The following is a 17302-nucleotide window of genomic DNA, read 5'->3' as shown; positions in this document are numbered from 1 at the left end:
TTAAAAGAATCTTGGTGACTTATCATATCCTTTGCCTAATAAATCCAAATCAAAAAGAAGCATAATTTCATGCGTTCCAGAATTGAATTGACCAAAATTGGTTGTGGTATAATCATACGCATATCCTACTCGAATTGCTTTAGTAACATTTACATTCATTAAAACGCTAACCGCGTCATTAACTCTGTAAGCAGCCCCCAATTCAAACCTTTCATTATATAAAACGTTTGCAGTAATATCTATAGAAGCTGGGGCTCCAACAACAAATCTTGACATAAAAGCAGGTTTTAGCTTAAACATATCACTAAGCTGAAAAACATATCCTGCGGTTAAAAAAGTATGAATATCTTCGGATCCATAAGCATTTATTCCCGATTTCTCTTCGATATGCTTGGACTTCAATAAATTTGGTACTGATAATCCAACATAAAATTTATCAGTGAAATAATACCCCCCTAAACCTATATTAGGTTTGGTAACATTGATATTTTCTGCAAAAGCTAAATCAGTAGTTACATCTCCACTCTGAAATTGGAATCCATTAAAGTTTGTTTGCAACGAAGTAAACCCAGCTTTTAATCCTAACGAAAGTTTATTATTCCCTCCTAGTTCTAATATATATGCAAAATCGGCATAGAAATTATTCTCTTTTTTAGCACCATCCCCTATATCATCAGAAATCAATGAGGCTCCTACTTCTATTTTGTTACTTAAAGAAGTATGCCCGAAAAAGTTAAATGTTTTAGGCGCACCAACTGCACCAACCCATTGCGTTCTATATAAAGCTCCTAAATTTAACATCAATGGAGTTCCTGTTGCATATGCCGGATTTACCATACTCATATTATACATATAGTGTGTGTATTCTGGGTCTTGCTGCGCAGATGCATCAATGATATAGAAAAGAAAACTTATAATTAGTATTATTTTTTTCATCTGAAAATTATATTAAAGTAGGAATTATCGATTTAAATAAAGACGGCCTTGCAAAGGCGGCCTATTATCTTTATTAAAATGGACAACATAAAAATAAACACCATTGGGAGCTACTCCATCGATTATTTTAGAATCAGAATTTTTGCCATCCCAATCTGGTTTATTTTTATTGCCTTTAAACATTAAGTTCCCATATCTATTGTAAATTTCAAGTGTATAATCGGGATATAAAAAGTCTATATCAGGAATTGCATAGGTATCATTTGTTCCATCACCATTTGGAGAAAATCCGTCGGGAATAAAGAAGTCCGCATATTGTTCATTAGAACAATTTGTAAGCGAAACCGTCACTTCGAGATCACTATCCGAGAAGCAACTTGTTGTGCTTGAGAAATCAAATCCGTAATATGTAGTTCTATCCTGAAGTAAAGTAGCATTGGTTAATTGATTTCCATTATCTCGAGCATCATACCAAACTATCGAAGCTGAAGCATTTGTATTATGGGATAAATCAGCAATTGTAGGATTATTTATTCCGCAAAATTCTTGCCCTTTTGGAATTAATACTGGTGCTGGTAAATCATTTATTGTAACTGTAATTCTGCTTGCTGGCGATACACACCCACTGGAAAGCGCAGTTTCTTTGACAAAATAATTCCCTGACACCAATACAAATGAAGCCGCTAATGGAGTTGTAGCAATCGCTGAATCATACCATTTATACGAAGCTCCATTAGGTACTAAATTCGCAATTGTAGCCCCATCTGACTTACAGAATATTTGTGAACTTGCAACTGGTGCATTTGGAATAGAATTTACTAAAAAATCATCTGATAAACCTATGGGCAGAATATTACAAGTTGTTTCATTATTCGTAATATTTGTAATCGTAACTCTAGTAGAACCGGTATTAGTAACCAAATTTTGCGGAAGTACAAAACTAGCTTTTCCATTCGATACAACTAAAACTATTGTTTGTACTGGAGCCAAATTACTTCCAGAAACTCTATATGAGATTGTAATATCTTTTAAAGTTCCTAAACCCGAAATCGAAACTGGCACTGGCTCATTTAAACAATAATCTTTTATTTCTACCTTTAAATCAGTTGAATTAGGCAAAGGCTTAACCACCATATTCGCTGATACATTTGCTGTATTAGTACAACCAACAATCGTATTTGTAATATTTGTAATTGCAACCAACGTATTACCATCTTTAGCTGTTAAAGCAGATGGAATTGTGAAGCTTGCTGCTCCGTTTACAACAACAATCGAGGCTATTTGTGCATTTGCATTATTAGCACCACTTAATTTATAAATAATATTGTACATACCATCTAGAAGACTTGAAGCTCCCGTAATTTCTACCACAGCACTTTTATTTTGACAAATTGGATCAATTTTTAATTTAGCCGAATCAATCTTAGGAGTTGGATAAATAGTTAAAACATCTGATAAATCATCAATTATAGTAGTACACACCCCTTCATTTGTAAAAGCAGTAAAATCAGTAATTTCAATTTTAAACTGACCAACCTTTTGAAAAAATATTGATGGCAATGAAAAAGTAACAGAACCATTATTAATAGTCAACAATTCAGTATTGCTTGCTGTTAATGGGCCAGTTATTTTATAAGTAACATTGTATTGTCCGTTAGGAATAATTTGCGTTCCACTTGTAAGCTTTGCAGAATAAGTAGCCCTAAGCATATCTGGTTCACATATATCTGAACTAACATCTAAAGTTGCTCCTCTAAGATCTATTCTTTTTTCAATTCGTATTCTTACCGTTGCAAAATCAACTTTACAAATAGGATGTGGAGTATTACTAACTGTATAAGTAAAAGTATAAATTCCCGCTCCATGAGTATTATAAATTTTCTGAACATCTATAAAACGATCTGTTTTACTTGTAATCTCTCCTGTGTTTTCATTATCTGTCCATTGTCCGTTGGGATCTTCACCAGAAAGCCGGCTATTTAAATCCAGATTAGAATAAATTGATAAATCATCACTATCGCATAACGATAAATTATTAGGAGCACCCGCCTCAGGAGCTCTATAAACAGTTACAAATACTGTTGAAGAAACAGGCCCTGCACAATCTCCTATAGCTGGAAAGGAATATGTAAACTGATAAATCCCTACTCCTAATGCTTTAGGATCAATAGTACTACCATTAACCGGACTGCCTTTAGTATTATTATACCATTTACCATTAGATTGTGGACTTAAAAAAGCACCATTAAAAACATGAAATAAATTGTATGCATTAGCGTCTGTACATGCTGCACCAGTAGGTCCTGAAACCCCTGGATATCCTCCAATTGCAACAGTTATTGTTGCTGAATTATCAGCACAACCTGCTACTCCTGAAACGGTATAAGTAAACCTATAAAATCCGCTTTCTCTTATTAATTGAGCATTTAAGATCCCTGTAGCGCTATCTAATGCTTGCGAAAAATCATCATCTGTCCAAGTACCACCTGCCATAGGATTTCCATCTAACAACCCAAATAAATTAATAGATTGACTTGCAGCGTTAGGAATATCACACACACTAGTTTTGGTATCCAAACCCGCACATTGTCCAAAATTTTTGACAGGGAATAAAAATAAAACTAGTAAAAACAAAAGTAACCTTAGTTCAACAAAGTAATTTTTGGTCATATATTATTATTAATTTTTTGTTAAAAATAGCAAAATAATTCCTCAACACCAAAAGACATAGCCCTTCAGGCAACTACCATATAAAACAAAACAGACTAATTCTGTAACTATTAAAAACTTACAACCATAAATACTCTGAAATAGTAAAACAATATTACAACTCGTCAGTAAGCTGAAATCTAAATTTTAGAATCTGACTGTCTCTTTCAACCTCTAAACTTATCCATATATCATCTTCAGATTTTAGTAATGTATTTATCTCCTGTAATGAGTATCTATAAGCCTTATTTTTATTGATACTAATAACAACATCACCACTTTTTAACCCTGAACGTTCAGCTGCAGATTTTTTACGAATATTAGCTATTTCAAAAACAGGTTTTAACTGAAATTTATATCTAAAATCATTAGTTGTCCTCCCTCCTTTAGCATCAAATGTTTCTCCTCCCAAAGGAACTGTTTCTAGATGTACTGTTTCCTGAACCCATTGTAATCCATTATGTTGGATAATAATTCCACTTTTATTATAAGTAAAAGGGTGCGAGAACTCTCTGTTTTTCTTGAGGTACATTTTTTTATTTGTGTAGTCAAAAACCACAGTAAATCGTCTTAATATTTCTCCTCCAACAGAACCTATCCTATTTGGAACCATTTTTACATTTCGAATAGAACTTGAATCTGGAAAAGCAACAATAGGATGACTAAAATTGAAATCACCAATAGAAAATTCAGGAATCCTAGCTCGCCTCCCTTCGATATCACCACTGAATCCTTTTCCTAGGTAATCTTCAAAATTTTTCTTTGGCAATTTAATATCTGGATTTTGAAATACCCAAAATGCATCACTATTACCTGTATCAATTAGTAACTTAGCAGGAATCTTCAAACTATCAATAACAGCGCTTGAATAAACATAAGGTTTTGATCTCTCGATTGTAATAGGAATACTTTTAAACTTTTTTTCTAATTTTTTTTGATACTTATCAGTAGCTCTATGGACAGTTATTTTTTTATTCTGATAATTAATCTCAATAAGATTATTTTTAAAAAATCGATAACCAATAATTCCATTTACAGGAATACCAATATGCGATGACAAATTAAACTCCTGATCCAATATAACGTACAAAAGATTATTGGCAGATTTTAAACCGTTTACTTCTAATGTATTATTAGTAGATTTTAAACCTTCAATAGATTCTTCAATTCCTAAACCCCTTAGTTTTATTTTCTCGACATTAAAAAATCGAATCTCCTGTTTATCTTCTAAACTAAAAAGCACAGTATCATCAACCCCCGAGTCTAATAAAAAATTTAGTTCCACGCCATTTACCTTTATAGGTATAAAAACTAAATTATTAATTAATTTAAAGGGAATAGTCACCTTATCTGTACGCTCATCAATAACAAATCCCTGCTGCGCAAATGCAGTAAAGGTGATTATTTGCAAAAAAAACAAAGTAAATTTTCTTTTCATTAAGAGTATTTCTTATAAAAATACTAAAATTTTAGTTAATTAATACAAATTAAGAACTACTTATATTGTTTACGTTAAATTCGAAAAAAAAATGCAAATTTGCACTTCAATAATTTAGATCATGCCAAAAATTTCAAACAAAGGCAAAAACATGCCCGAATCACCGATACGAAAACTTGCTCCTTATGCTGATATAGCTAAGAAAAAAGGACATAAAGTGTATCATTTAAACATTGGTCAACCTGATATAAAAACACCCGAAGTCGCCATCTCGGCCATAAAAAATATTGATTTAAGTATTATTGAATATAGTCCATCTGCAGGCTATGAAAGTTATAGAAAAAAACTAGCTCAATTTTACCAACACCAAAATGTAAGCGTAAACAAGGAAGATATAATTATTACCACTGGTGGTTCTGAAGCTTTGCTTTTTGCATTAGCAACAATTACTGATCCGGGAGATGAAATTATTATTCCAGAGCCTTTTTATGCTAACTACAATGCCTTTTCGGCATCTACTGGTGCAACTGTAGTTCCTGTTATTTCAAGTATCGAAACAGCATTTGCTTTACCTAGCATTGCTTCTTTCGAAAAACTGATTACACCAAAAACTAAAGCTATACTAATATGTAATCCAGGAAATCCAACTGGCTATTTATATTCTGAATCTGAAATTTTACAATTGGCAGATTTGGTTAAAAAACATGATTTGTATTTAATTGCCGACGAAGTATATCGTGAGTTTACCTATGATGGAGACATCCATTATTCAGTAATGAACTTAAAAGGCATTGAACAAAATGTGATTATGGTCGATTCCGTTTCTAAACGTTACAGCATGTGTGGCGCTAGAATTGGCTGTTTAATTTCGAAAAATAAAGATGTCATTGCTACAGTAATGAAATTTGCTCAAGCGCGTTTAAGTCCGCCTACCATCGAACAAATTGCTTGCGAAGCAGCTATTGACACTCCGCAAAGTTATTTTGATGAAGTAATTTCGGAATACAGAGAACGAAGAGATACTTTAATCACTGAACTTAATAAAATAGAAGGAGTTATAGTTACCAAACCTAAAGGAGCCTTTTATTGTATCGCTCAATTGCCTATTGATAATGCAGACGATTTTGCACAATGGCTATTAGAAAGTTACGATTATAATGGCAAAACTGTAATGATAGCTCCCGCAGCAGGATTTTATTCTACGCCAGGAATGGGATTAAACCAAGTACGTATTGCTTATGTTTTAAACAAAGAAGATCTAATTCAAGCAGTTACTGTTTTAAAAGAAGCTCTTTTAGTATATAATGCTAAAAAATAGAAAACAATAAAAAAACAAATAGTTAATAAAATGCAAATGGCAACAACGATTAAAAGTTGTTGCCATTTCTGTTTCAGGCACATACGGGTCTATAAATTAATTTATATCTAAAAACTGCACATTAAATAGTAGAAACGATAGAAACTGTTTCCCTTTTATTAATTATCTTTACACACTCAAAAAGATATACCCATTATAATAGTAGTTTTTAATGATAAATAACGAAGATTTTTTAGACGAAATAGGTGACAATCATATCGGATCAAGTGCGCAAAACCCAATTAGAGAAGATGCTTTTGCAATTACTGACGATGAAAAAATTGAAAAAATAAAGAAAGATGTTGAAAATATTCTGATTACACTTGGAATGGACTTAACAGATGACAGTTTAAAAGGCACCCCAAACAGAGTAGCCAAAATGTTTGTTAAAGAAATTTTTGGAGGACTAAGCCCTGCAAGAAAGCCTAAAGCATCTACTTTTGATAATAATTACAAGTATGGCGAAATGTTGGTTGAAAAAAACATTACGCTTTATTCTACCTGCGAACACCATTTATTACCAATTATAGGAAGAGCTCATGTTGCTTACATCTCTAACGGAAGAGTAATTGGTCTATCAAAAATGAACAGAATTGTTGAGTATTACTCTAAAAGACCTCAGGTACAAGAGCGTCTAACTATGCAAATCGTTCAAGAATTACAAAGAGCCCTTGGTACTGAAGATGTAGCTTGCGTTATAGACGCAAAACACCTTTGTGTAAACTCAAGAGGAATCAAAGATATTGAAAGCAGCACTGTAACATCTGAATTTGGTGGTAAATTTAAAGATCCTCAAACTAGAAGAGAATTTTTGGATTACATTAAATTGGAAACACAGTTCTAAGATAGCTTAATTGTTAATTCGCCGATTTGTTTACACAATACACTGACGCGAAATTTTAAAAACAATTAAAAAATGTATTTTTCTCTTTAAAAAAACTGGATGGTTGACAAAAATCAAGAATGTATATTTTAGATATTTACACGCTGGCAAACATTCCGTCAAGCGAAATATTTAGAACACCTTCTCAGATAATAAAAAAAGTCATCTTCGATAATATCAAGTATTACCGAAGGAAAATCTAGAAACACAAATTAAAGATAAAACTCATTTTTTAACGGTATCTTATTCTCTGCAATCAAATTTGCTTGCAAATTAATAGTTCAAAAAATACTATCTTTCAAACAATAGAATACAAATAAACAGTTAAACGATTAAACAAATCAATTATAACTACAATATGCCATTATATACTAGTCAACATCTAAAAATATACAATTCACTTTCAGGTGAAAAAGAAAATTTCAATCCAATTCATGAAGGAAATGTTGGAATGTATGTTTGCGGACCTACGGTTTACAGTAACGTACACCTAGGAAATGTGAGAACTTTTATGTCATTTGATGTGATTTTTAGGTATTTTTTGCATTTGGATTATAAAGTACGTTATGTGCGAAACATTACCGATGTGGGTCACATTGTTGATGATGTAGATGAAGGTGAAGATAAAATTGCTAAGAAAGCTCGTATAGAACAATTAGAGCCTATGGAAATCGTACAACGATACACTGTAGACTTTCATGAAATACTCAAAGCTTTTAATTTTTTACCTCCTAGTATTGAACCTACTGCAACTGGTCATATTATTGAGCAAATTGAGATTATCAAAAAAATAATCGATACTGGAATTGGCTATGAAGCCAACGGATCGGTATATTTTGATGTTGTAAAATATAACGAAACCAACAATTACGGTATATTAAGTGGGCGAAATATCGAAGATATGCTTGCTAATACACGGGATCTTGATGGTCAATCGGACAAAAGAAATCCACAGGATTTTGCTCTTTGGAAAAAGGCAGAACCACAACATATTATGAGATGGCCTTCGCCTTGGAGCGATGGTTTCCCAGGTTGGCATCTTGAATGTACTGCAATGAGTACTAAATATCTTGGTAATCATTTTGATATTCATGGCGGCGGAATGGATTTAAAATTCCCACACCATGAATGCGAAATCGCACAAAATGAAGCATGTACTGGTCAAAGTCCAGTAAATTACTGGATGCATGCCAATATGCTTACCTTAAACGGAAAGAAAATGGCAAAATCTACAGGAAATAACATTTTACCTGGCGAGATTTTGAGTGGAGAAAACACCATTCTTAGCAAACCATTTTCTGCTTCAGTAGCTCGTTTTTTCATGCTACAAGCACATTACCGAAGCATTCTAGATTTTTCTGACGATGCTATTGTTGCTGCCGAAAAAGGATACAAGCGATTAATGGAAGCTTTAGACTCATTAGATTCAATTACAGCAAGTTCTAACTCGTCAATTAATATTGCAAGTTGGAAACAACTATGCTACGATGCCATGAATGACGATTTTAATACTCCTATTTTAATCGCACAATTATTTGAAGCTGTTCGTTATGTTAATCTATTAAAAGAAAAAAAGGAAACAATTACTTCTGAAGATTTAAATACCCTTTCAACTTCATTAAGAGCATTTGTATTTGATGTTTTAGGATTGAAAGATGAAAAAGTTTCTGATGCTAACAATGATAAATTAGAAGGTGTTGTATCCATGTTAATCGGAATGAGAAATCAAGCAAGAGCTGATAAAAACTTTGCTCTTTCTGACCAAATTAGAGATCAATTGATTGAATTAGGCATTCAATTAAAGGATGGTAAAGACGGAACCTCATTTAGTGTTTAGTAAACAGTTTGTTTTAAACTCAGTTTATAAGCATTAAATAGTGATTTTCAGGAAAGACTATTTTAATAACATTACTGAATACTGATTACAAACAAAATATGTTATCAAAAATATTAATATATCCTTTTGTTTTACTTGTACGGTTTTATCAAAATGCGATTTCTCCCTTTACTCCTGCAGCTTGCCGTTTTGAACCAACGTGCTCTAGCTACATGATTCAGGCATTACAAACTCATGGTTTGTTTTATGGAGGTTACCTAGGAATAAAAAGAATACTCAGTTGCCACCCATGGGGAGGAAGCGGTTACGATCCTGTTCCTGAAAAAAAATGCAAGCACAAACATTAACTTTTTATAAAGTATAACTTTACTTTAAATTTTTATTTTTACAACATAAAAATATATTACTACATGATACACGCTTTAAACATTGTTTGGAATCCTTCGGAAGGAATTGATTTAGGTTTTTTTATGATTCGTTACTACAGCCTAATGTTCGTAATTGCTTTTGGATTAGGATGGTACATAATGAAACAAATTTTCGAACGTGAAAATGAGCCTATCGATAAATTAGATTCACTATTTATCTGGACCGTTTTAGCCACTTTGGTTGGTGCTCGTTTAGGTCACGTATTGTTTTATGATTGGGAATATTACAGAAATCATATCTTAGAAATCTTTTTACCATTTCGTTTTAGTCCAAATTTTGAGTTCACAGGTTACCAAGGTCTAGCTAGTCATGGTGCTGCAATAGCAATAATAATTGCAATGTATTATTACAGCAAAAAGATACTAAAACGTCCTTTATTATGGATATTAGACAGAGTTGTTCTTCCTGTTGCTAGTGGTGCAATATTTGTACGTTTAGGCAACTTCTTTAACTCTGAAATCATCGGAAAAGAAACTGATTCTATTTTTGGTATTCGTTTTTTACACGATACTTTCAGCAAAAGTGATGCTGTAAACAAAACACAAATTGCAAATCCTAAAGAAGCATATACTGCAATTGCAACTGACCCTAAATTTGCAGATTTACTAGCGCAAGTACCAGTAAAACACCCTACTCAACTATACGAGGGATTTTGCTACATATTTGTATTTGCTATTCTTTACTATTTATACTGGAAAACAAATGCTAGTCAAAAGCCAGGATTCTTATTTGGTTTATTTCTAGTTCTATTATTTGTAGTTCGTTTTATAGTTGAATTTGTAAAAGAAAGCCAAGGCGGTATCGAAAGCGAATTAGGGCTATTTTCGACAGGACAATGGCTAAGTATTCCATTTATAATAGTAGGAGCCTACTTTATGGTTAGAGCCAATAAAAAAGCTTCTGTAAGCTAAAAAAAACATATTAAATAAAAAAAAGACCCGATACCTTCATCTTGAAAGTATCGGGTCTTTTTTTGTAATAGCATCTTCCTATTTCAGTTTACAGTCTCTCAGCACTCGGTATTCAGTACTCAGCCGCAGTATTCAGTTTCCAGTCGTAGTCTTTAAAATTTGCTGTCACAGTTTCCATCTCACAACTTACAGTTTACAGTCACAGTTCTCAGCTTTTAGCCGTCAATTACAGCAATCAATTTAGCCCACCCTCTCACATTTCACTGTTTACATTTCACATATCACAACCTGCAGTTTACAGTCACAGTTCTCAGCTTTTAGCCGCCAATTATAGCAATCAATTTAATCAATCTTCTCACATGTTACAGTTTACATTTCACATATCACAGTTTACACCTCACATTTCACATTTCACATTTCACATTTCACATCTTACATTTCACATCTTACAAAACACAAAACACATTCAACCGCTAAATTTTTTGCACAAAAAAAGGATTCAATTTTCATTGAATCCTTTTCTTTAAATAATAATACAAATTGTATTATGCTTCTTTATGTCTTTCTTCGATAGAAATCTTGTCAGCTGCAGAGATAGAATCTACTAACACTGGAGTTGCAATAAATAATGAAGAATATGTACCTACAATAATACCTACCAACATAGCGAAAATAAATCCTCTAATTGATTCTCCACCAAAAACAAACATGATTAATAATACCACGATCATTGTTAATGATGTATTGATTGTTCTTGACATTGTTGTATTAATAGAATCATTTACGATTTGCGCAAAAGATCCTTTTGTTTTTCCTGCAAGAAACTCACGAACCCTGTCAAATACAATAACTGTATCATTCATTGAGTAACCAATCACAGTAAGAATCGCTGCAATAAAGTGCTGATCTACCTCCATACCAAACGGCATGAATTTATAACATAATGAATAAATTCCTAATACGAAGATAACATCATGCGCAATAGCTGCGATTGCACCTAAGCTATATTGCCATTTTCTAAAACTAATCATTAAATATAAGAATACAATTGCCATTGCTCCAAGTACAGCCCAGTAAGCATTTGTTTTAATATCTTCAGCAACTGCTGGTCCTACTTTTGAAGCTTGAACTATACCTAGTTTTTTACCTTCATAAGAGTTAACAAATTTATCATAAGTTAAACCATCAGAATAATATTTTTTCAAATTATCAAACAACAATTTGTTTACTTCTTCATCAGCTTTAATACCGTGCTCTCCAACTTTATATTTAGTTGTAATTTTTAATTGGTTATCCTTACCAAAGATTTTTGCTTCAGCACTACCAAAAACAACAGCCAATTCATCTTTAACAACTTCTGCTTGTACAGGTTTTTCAAAACGAATTTGGAATGTTCTTCCTCCAACAAAATCTACACCTTGATCAAGTCCATTTACACACAATGATACAATACTAACTACTACAACAATACTTGAGAATAAATAAGTCCATTTTTTAACTCCTAAGAAATTAAAATGGAAGTTGTTAAACATGTTTTTAGAGAAATTAGTAACGAATGTTAAATCGTTCTTTCTGCTAATGTTTCTGTCAATAAATATTCTAGCAATAAAGATAGAAGTAAATAAAGAGGTAACAATACCAATTAACAACGTAGTAGCAAAACCTTTAATTGGTCCAGAACCAAATACAAATAATACAGCTCCTGTTAAAATGTGTGTAACGTTTGCATCTGTAATAGATGACATCGCACCTCTCCAGCTATAAGAAGTTTTAATTGCTTCGTCAAGTGTTTTACCTGTTCGCAATTCTTCTTTTGCTCTTTCATATATAATAATATTCGCATCTACAGCTGTTCCCATTGTTAATACGATACCAGCAATACCTGGTAATGTAAGAACTGCTCCTAAACTTGCTAAAATACCAAATAAGAAAAGTAAGTTAACTGCTAATGCAAGATTTGCATACCAACCTGCTTTACCATAATAGATCATCATCCAAAGAGATACTAAAAGTAATCCTACGATAGCTGAAGTTGTTCCATTATCAATAGCTTCTTGACCTAAAGATGGTCCTACAACTTCTGATTGAACAATATCTGCAGCAGCAGGCAATTTACCAGCTCTTAATACGTTAGCTAAATCTTTAGTTTCTGTAACATCAAATACACCTGAAATCTCTGATCTTCCTCCTGAAATTGGACCACTAGATACTCCTGGAGCAGAATATACGATATCATCAAGAACAATAGCAATATTACTTTTTTGAGTATATGCTCTTCCTGTTAATTCTTCCCAAGCTTTAGCACCTTGGCTGTTCATTTGCATAGACACAGCTGGTTTACCCATTTGGTCAAAAGTATCTTTAGCATCAGTAACAACACCACCGCTCATTGCAGCAACATTATCTCTATTTCCTTTTAAAGCATATAATTCAACAGCTTCAACTTCTTTTCCTTTTGCATCTTTAACATCTGTTGGTTTTCCCCAAACAAATTTTGCATAATGTTGATCCGGAGCTAATAATACTCTGATATCTGATCTTTTTAAATAACTGTTTACAACAGCAGTATCTTTTGGTGAGAAAAGACCTAAAATTGGTCCACCACCTTGACCTATCATTTTGTCAAATAAAGGATTATTTCCTTTTTTAGTAGCAAGTGAATCTTTACCACCTGTAAGTAAATCATTCAATGAATCTTTAACTACAGCTTTAGTTTCAACTTTATTGATTTCGGTTTTCTTCAAGGCATCATTAGCTGCCACTAAGAAATTACCCATTTCTTCAATTTTGTATGTTTCCCAAAACTCTAATTGAGCAGTACTTTGCAATAATTTCTTGATTCTATCAACGTCTTTTGCACCTGGAAGCTCAACAAGAATTCTTCCTGTTTCTCCAATTTTTTGAATATTTGGTTGTGTTACACCAAATTTATCGATACGTTTTCTTAGTACTCCAAAAGCACTATCTACAGACTCATCAACTTTTCTTTTGATTACTTTTTTTACTTGAGCATCACTCATTTGGAAATCAATTCCACCTTCACCTTGCAAACTTCTGTTAGCAAAGATATCTGGAGAAGCTAATTTTACTGTTCCATTTGAATTCGCTTCAAATGCTTCAAAAAATGCATCTAAATACGTTTGATTTCCTTTTTGATTTGCAGTTGCATCTGCTAATGACTTATTAAAAACTGGATTTTTAGAATTATTAGCCAATCCTTTCAAAACATCTTTTACAGAGATTTGAAGAATAACATTGATTCCTCCCTCTAAGTCAAGACCTTTATTGATTTGCTTGTCTTTTACTTCATTAAAAGTAAAACTAGTAAATCCTAAATTGAAAACTTTTTCTTTACCAATAGAATCCAAATATTTTAATTCTTTATCAGGATCGTTTCCTGCGAAAGATTTCGCATCACTTTTTACCTTATCTGCGACAAAAGTGAAGGAAAGTTGGTAAATACTTACCAATGCAAATAGAATTGCGAAAAATTTAATAAGTCCTTTATTCTGCATTATTACTAAAAATTAATTATGTTTTATAGTTTGTTTTGTTTTAAATCATACAAAATCAAGCCTTTGAGCAAGTTTTTATATTTAAATAACGGAATCATGAATTACATCATTTTTTTTAAACCGAGCAAATATATAATTAACGAAAAGATTAACCAATTTATTTATTAATTAATCTCAAAAAAAAGACTGCAAAAGTGCAGTCTTCTTCTATTTACTCGTAAATCTTATACTAAAATCGCCTTTAAAGCGTCATTCATTCCTCTAACCGCATCTGCGCTTTTAGCAAATAATGCTTTTTCTTGGTCGTTTAATTTGATGTCTAAAATTTCTTCAACACCATTTTTACCAATAATACATGGCACACCAATACAAATATCATTTTGCCCGTATTCGCCTTCAACAAAAACAGAACATGCTATCATTTTCTTTTGATCATTCAAAATACTATCAACTAAATACGCTACAGAAGCTCCTGGAGCATACCAAGCAGACGTACCTAAAAGTCCAGTAAGTGTAGCACCACCTACCATAGTATCAGCTGCTACTTTTTCTAAAACTTCTTCTGAAAGAAATTCAGTTACTGGAATACCATTATATGAAGCTAAACGTGTTAACGGAATCATAGTTGTATCTCCGTGACCTCCAATTACCATAGCTGAAATATCATTAGCTGGTTTATCTAGCGCTAAAGATAAATAGGTTCTAAAACGAGAACTATCTAGTGCTCCTCCCATACCAATTATTCTATTTTTTGGCAAGCCAGTTGATTTCAATGCCAAGTAAGTCATTGTATCCATAGGATTCGAAACAACAACAATTATTGTATTTGGTGAATGTTTCAATACATTTTCCGCAACTGTTTTTACAATTCCAGCATTGATTCCAATTAATTCTTCACGGGTCATTCCTGGTTTTCTAGGAATTCCAGATGTAATTACAACTACATCACTACCTGCGGTTTTAGAATAATCATTTGTTACCCCAGTTACTTTGGTGTTAAAACCAGTATTTGTAGCACATTGCATAATATCTAGAGCTTTACCTTCGGCAAAACCTTCTTTGATATCCAATAGTACTACTTCGCTTGCAATTCCTCTATAAGAAATAACGTCCGCACAAGTGGCTCCAACGTTTCCTGCTCCTACAATGGTAACTTTCATATTTTAAAAATTTATTCGGTTATTAGTTATTTTTTGTTAATCGTTTTTCTGCTAATTATTAATTTGCTTAGTAATCAATAAAAAGCAAAAGACATTTAAACAAATATAAATAATTAAACTTTTTTAAGCATCAATTTTAGCATAAACTGCATTCTTCTCGATAAATTCTCTACGAGGCGGAACCTCATCCCCCATCAACATAGAGAAAACTCTATCTGCTTCTGCTAAACTATCAATATTTACTTGACGTAAAGTTCTGAAATTTGGATCCATTGTAGTTTCCCATAATTGCTCTGCATTCATCTCCCCAAGACCTTTATAACGTTGAATTGCGGCGCTTCCACCCATTCTTTCGTTAGCCTGATCACGTTGAACATCATTCCAAGCATATTCTTTTTTATTTCCTTTCTTAACCTGATATAAAGGTGGAGCAGCAATATATACGTGTCCTTCCTCTATTAGTTCTTTCATGAAACGGAAAAAGAATGTTAATATTAAAGTAGAAATGTGGCTACCATCGACATCGGCATCACACATAATAATTACTTTATGGTAACGAAGCTTATCTAAGTTTAGTGCTTTACTATCTTCAGCAGTACCAACTGTCACCCCTAAAGCAGTAAATATATTACGAATCTCTTCGTTTTCGAATACTTTATGATGCATTGCTTTTTCAACATTCAAAATCTTACCACGCAATGGTAAAATCGCTTGAAATGCACGATCACGCCCTTGTTTTGCAGTTCCACCTGCCGAATCTCCCTCGACAAGATATACTTCGCAACGTGCTGGATCCTGCTCAGAACAGTCTGATAGTTTCCCTGGCAATCCGCCTCCACCCATAACGGTTTTACGTTGTACCATTTCACGTGCTTTCTTAGCAGCATGACGCGCTTGAGCAGCAAGAATTACTTTTTGAACAATGATTCTAGCATCATTCGGGTTTTCCTCCAAATAATTCTCAATCATTTCACTCACAGCTTGACTTACAGGCGAAACAACTTCTCTATTTCCTAGTTTAGTTTTTGTTTGCCCCTCAAATTGTGGTTCAGCTACTTTTACCGAAATAATTGCCGTAAGTCCTTCACGGAAGTCATCTCCTGAAATGTCAAATTTTAATTTATCTAACATTCCTGAAGCATCTGCATATTTCTTTAACGATCTGGTTAATCCAGTTCTAAAACCTTGCAGGTGTGTACCTCCTTCGTGTGTGTTAATATTATTTACATAAGAAAAAATATTCTCTGTATAACTTGTATTGTATATCAAAGCTACTTCTACAGGAATTTCTCCTTTTTCGTGATCCATAGAGATAACGTGTGCAATAATTGGCTCACGATTTCCATCTAAGTAACGAATATATTCTTTTAACCCTTCATCTGAATGAAATATCTCTTGAATAAAACTACCATCTTTATCAACCTCTCTTCTATCTGTAAATGTGATAGTTATCCCTTTGTTCAAATAAGACAACTCACGCATACGAGCAGACAAAGTATCATAAGAAAACTCTGTAGTTTGTGTAAAAATAGTATCATCTGGGTAAAATGTCTGGCGTGTACCTCTTTTATCTGTCTCACCAACTTGCTTAACAGGATATAACGCTTTACCTCTTTCGTATTCTTGCTCGTAAATTTTCCCGTCTTTAAAAACGGTTGACTTCATGTGGATTGATAGTGCATTTACTACCGAAACCCCAACTCCGTGCAAACCTCCAGAAACTTTATACGAATCTTTATCAAATTTACCTCCAGCACCAATTTTGGTCATTACAACCTCTAATGCTGAAACTCCTTCTTTTTTATGTATATCTACCGGAATACCACGACCATTATCTTCTACAGTTACCGATCCATCTTCGTTTATTGCCACACTAATAGTATCACAATATCCTCCCATGGCCTCATCAATAGAGTTATCCACAACTTCATAAACCAAATGATGCAGTCCTCGAACACCCACATCTCCAATATACATCGATGGACGCATTCTTACATGCTCCATCCCCTCTAATGCCTGAATACTATCTGCTGAATAATTGTTCTTCTTGATTTCTTCGCTCATATAATTTATTCTAAAAAATGTAATATTTGTCTAACACGCAAATATATAAAAACGCAAATTATA

At 33.0% G+C, this 17302-nt stretch carries 11 protein-coding genes; 5 read left to right on the top strand and 6 right to left on the bottom strand.

All coding sequences use genetic code 11. The annotated features are described in order from the left end of the window. The 3 genes from LNQ49_RS19015 to LNQ49_RS19005 all read right to left on the bottom strand — a co-directional run bounded on the left by LNQ49_RS19015 (nt 1) and on the right by LNQ49_RS19005 (nt 5083). Nucleotides 1-936 (bottom strand): PorP/SprF family type IX secretion system membrane protein, encoded by a 936-nt coding sequence (locus LNQ49_RS19015; RefSeq protein WP_229990586.1) that lies wholly within the window; start codon nt 934-936, stop codon nt 1-3. Between the two features lie 24 nt (nt 937-960). Then, nucleotides 961-3606 (bottom strand): T9SS type B sorting domain-containing protein, encoded by a 2646-nt coding sequence (locus LNQ49_RS19010; protein ID WP_229990585.1) that lies wholly within the window; start codon nt 3604-3606, stop codon nt 961-963. Nucleotides 3607-3760: 154 nt separating this feature from the next. After that, on the bottom strand, nt 3761-5083 hold the full coding sequence (locus LNQ49_RS19005; protein WP_229990584.1) for an aspartyl protease family protein: 1323 nt from the start codon (nt 5081-5083) through the stop codon (nt 3761-3763). 121 nt (nt 5084-5204) lie between these two features. Here LNQ49_RS19005 and LNQ49_RS19000 point away from each other — a divergent pair, with 121 nt between their 5' ends. The 5 genes from LNQ49_RS19000 (at nt 5205) to lgt (ending at nt 10500) form a co-directional block, all read left to right on the top strand. Next, nucleotides 5205-6401: a pyridoxal phosphate-dependent aminotransferase gene (locus LNQ49_RS19000; protein ID WP_229990583.1), complete on the top strand. Its 1197-nt coding sequence runs from the start codon at nt 5205-5207 to the stop codon at nt 6399-6401. A 211-nt stretch (nt 6402-6612) separates the two neighbouring features. Then, nucleotides 6613-7284, top strand: coding sequence for a GTP cyclohydrolase I FolE (folE, locus tag LNQ49_RS18995; protein ID WP_229990582.1), 672 nt, complete (start codon nt 6613-6615; stop codon nt 7282-7284). Nucleotides 7285-7681: 397 nt separating this feature from the next. Continuing rightward, nucleotides 7682-9160 (top strand): cysteine--tRNA ligase, encoded by a 1479-nt coding sequence (gene cysS, locus LNQ49_RS18990; protein ID WP_229990581.1) that lies wholly within the window; start codon nt 7682-7684, stop codon nt 9158-9160. Between the two features lie 98 nt (nt 9161-9258). Next, the gene (gene yidD / locus LNQ49_RS18985) at nt 9259-9507 is read left to right on the top strand and encodes a membrane protein insertion efficiency factor YidD (protein WP_229990580.1); all 249 of its coding nucleotides are present in this window, start codon (nt 9259-9261) and stop codon (nt 9505-9507) included. Nucleotides 9508-9570: 63 nt separating this feature from the next. Next, nucleotides 9571-10500: a prolipoprotein diacylglyceryl transferase gene (gene lgt, locus LNQ49_RS18980; RefSeq protein ID WP_229990579.1), complete on the top strand. Its 930-nt coding sequence runs from the start codon at nt 9571-9573 to the stop codon at nt 10498-10500. Nucleotides 10501-11045: 545 nt separating this feature from the next. On the opposite strand, the gene secDF is transcribed toward lgt, so the two are convergent. The 3 genes from secDF to gyrB form a co-directional block, all read right to left on the bottom strand. Continuing rightward, complete coding sequence (gene secDF / locus LNQ49_RS18975) at nt 11046-14015, bottom strand: protein translocase subunit SecDF (protein WP_229990578.1); 2970 nt, start codon at nt 14013-14015, stop codon at nt 11046-11048. Between the two features lie 224 nt (nt 14016-14239). Beyond that, on the bottom strand, nt 14240-15175 hold the full coding sequence (mdh, locus tag LNQ49_RS18970) for a malate dehydrogenase (RefSeq protein ID WP_229990577.1): 936 nt from the start codon (nt 15173-15175) through the stop codon (nt 14240-14242). A 123-nt stretch (nt 15176-15298) separates the two neighbouring features. Next, nucleotides 15299-17239, bottom strand: coding sequence for a DNA topoisomerase (ATP-hydrolyzing) subunit B (gene gyrB, locus LNQ49_RS18965; RefSeq protein WP_229990576.1), 1941 nt, complete (start codon nt 17237-17239; stop codon nt 15299-15301). Between the last annotated feature and the right edge of the window lie 63 nt (nt 17240-17302).

The sequence above is a fragment of the Flavobacterium pisciphilum genome, assembly GCF_020905345.1.
In the GTDB taxonomy this organism is placed as follows: domain Bacteria; phylum Bacteroidota; class Bacteroidia; order Flavobacteriales; family Flavobacteriaceae; genus Flavobacterium; species Flavobacterium pisciphilum.
Note: the sequence above shows the minus strand (reverse complement) of the source record. Positions and strands in the feature narration are given on the sequence as shown.

Excerpts from the sequence above, each read along its gene's own strand:
- LNQ49_RS19015 (WP_229990586.1), bottom strand. The coding sequence starts at position 936 with ATGAAAAAAATAATACTAATTATAAGTTTTCTTTTCTATATCATTGAT.
- LNQ49_RS19010 (WP_229990585.1), bottom strand. The coding sequence starts at position 3,606 with ATGACCAAAAATTACTTTGTTGAACTAAGGTTACTTTTGTTTTTACTA.
- LNQ49_RS19005 (WP_229990584.1), bottom strand. The coding sequence starts at position 5,083 with ATGAAAAGAAAATTTACTTTGTTTTTTTTGCAAATAATCACCTTTACT.
- LNQ49_RS19000 (WP_229990583.1), top strand. The coding sequence starts at position 5,205 with ATGCCAAAAATTTCAAACAAAGGCAAAAACATGCCCGAATCACCGATA.
- folE (WP_229990582.1), top strand. The coding sequence starts at position 6,613 with ATGATAAATAACGAAGATTTTTTAGACGAAATAGGTGACAATCATATC.
- cysS (WP_229990581.1), top strand. The coding sequence starts at position 7,682 with ATGCCATTATATACTAGTCAACATCTAAAAATATACAATTCACTTTCA.
- yidD (WP_229990580.1), top strand. The coding sequence starts at position 9,259 with ATGTTATCAAAAATATTAATATATCCTTTTGTTTTACTTGTACGGTTT.
- lgt (WP_229990579.1), top strand. The coding sequence starts at position 9,571 with ATGATACACGCTTTAAACATTGTTTGGAATCCTTCGGAAGGAATTGAT.
- secDF (WP_229990578.1), bottom strand. The coding sequence starts at position 14,015 with ATGCAGAATAAAGGACTTATTAAATTTTTCGCAATTCTATTTGCATTG.
- mdh (WP_229990577.1), bottom strand. The coding sequence starts at position 15,175 with ATGAAAGTTACCATTGTAGGAGCAGGAAACGTTGGAGCCACTTGTGCG.
- gyrB (WP_229990576.1), bottom strand. The coding sequence starts at position 17,239 with ATGAGCGAAGAAATCAAGAAGAACAATTATTCAGCAGATAGTATTCAG.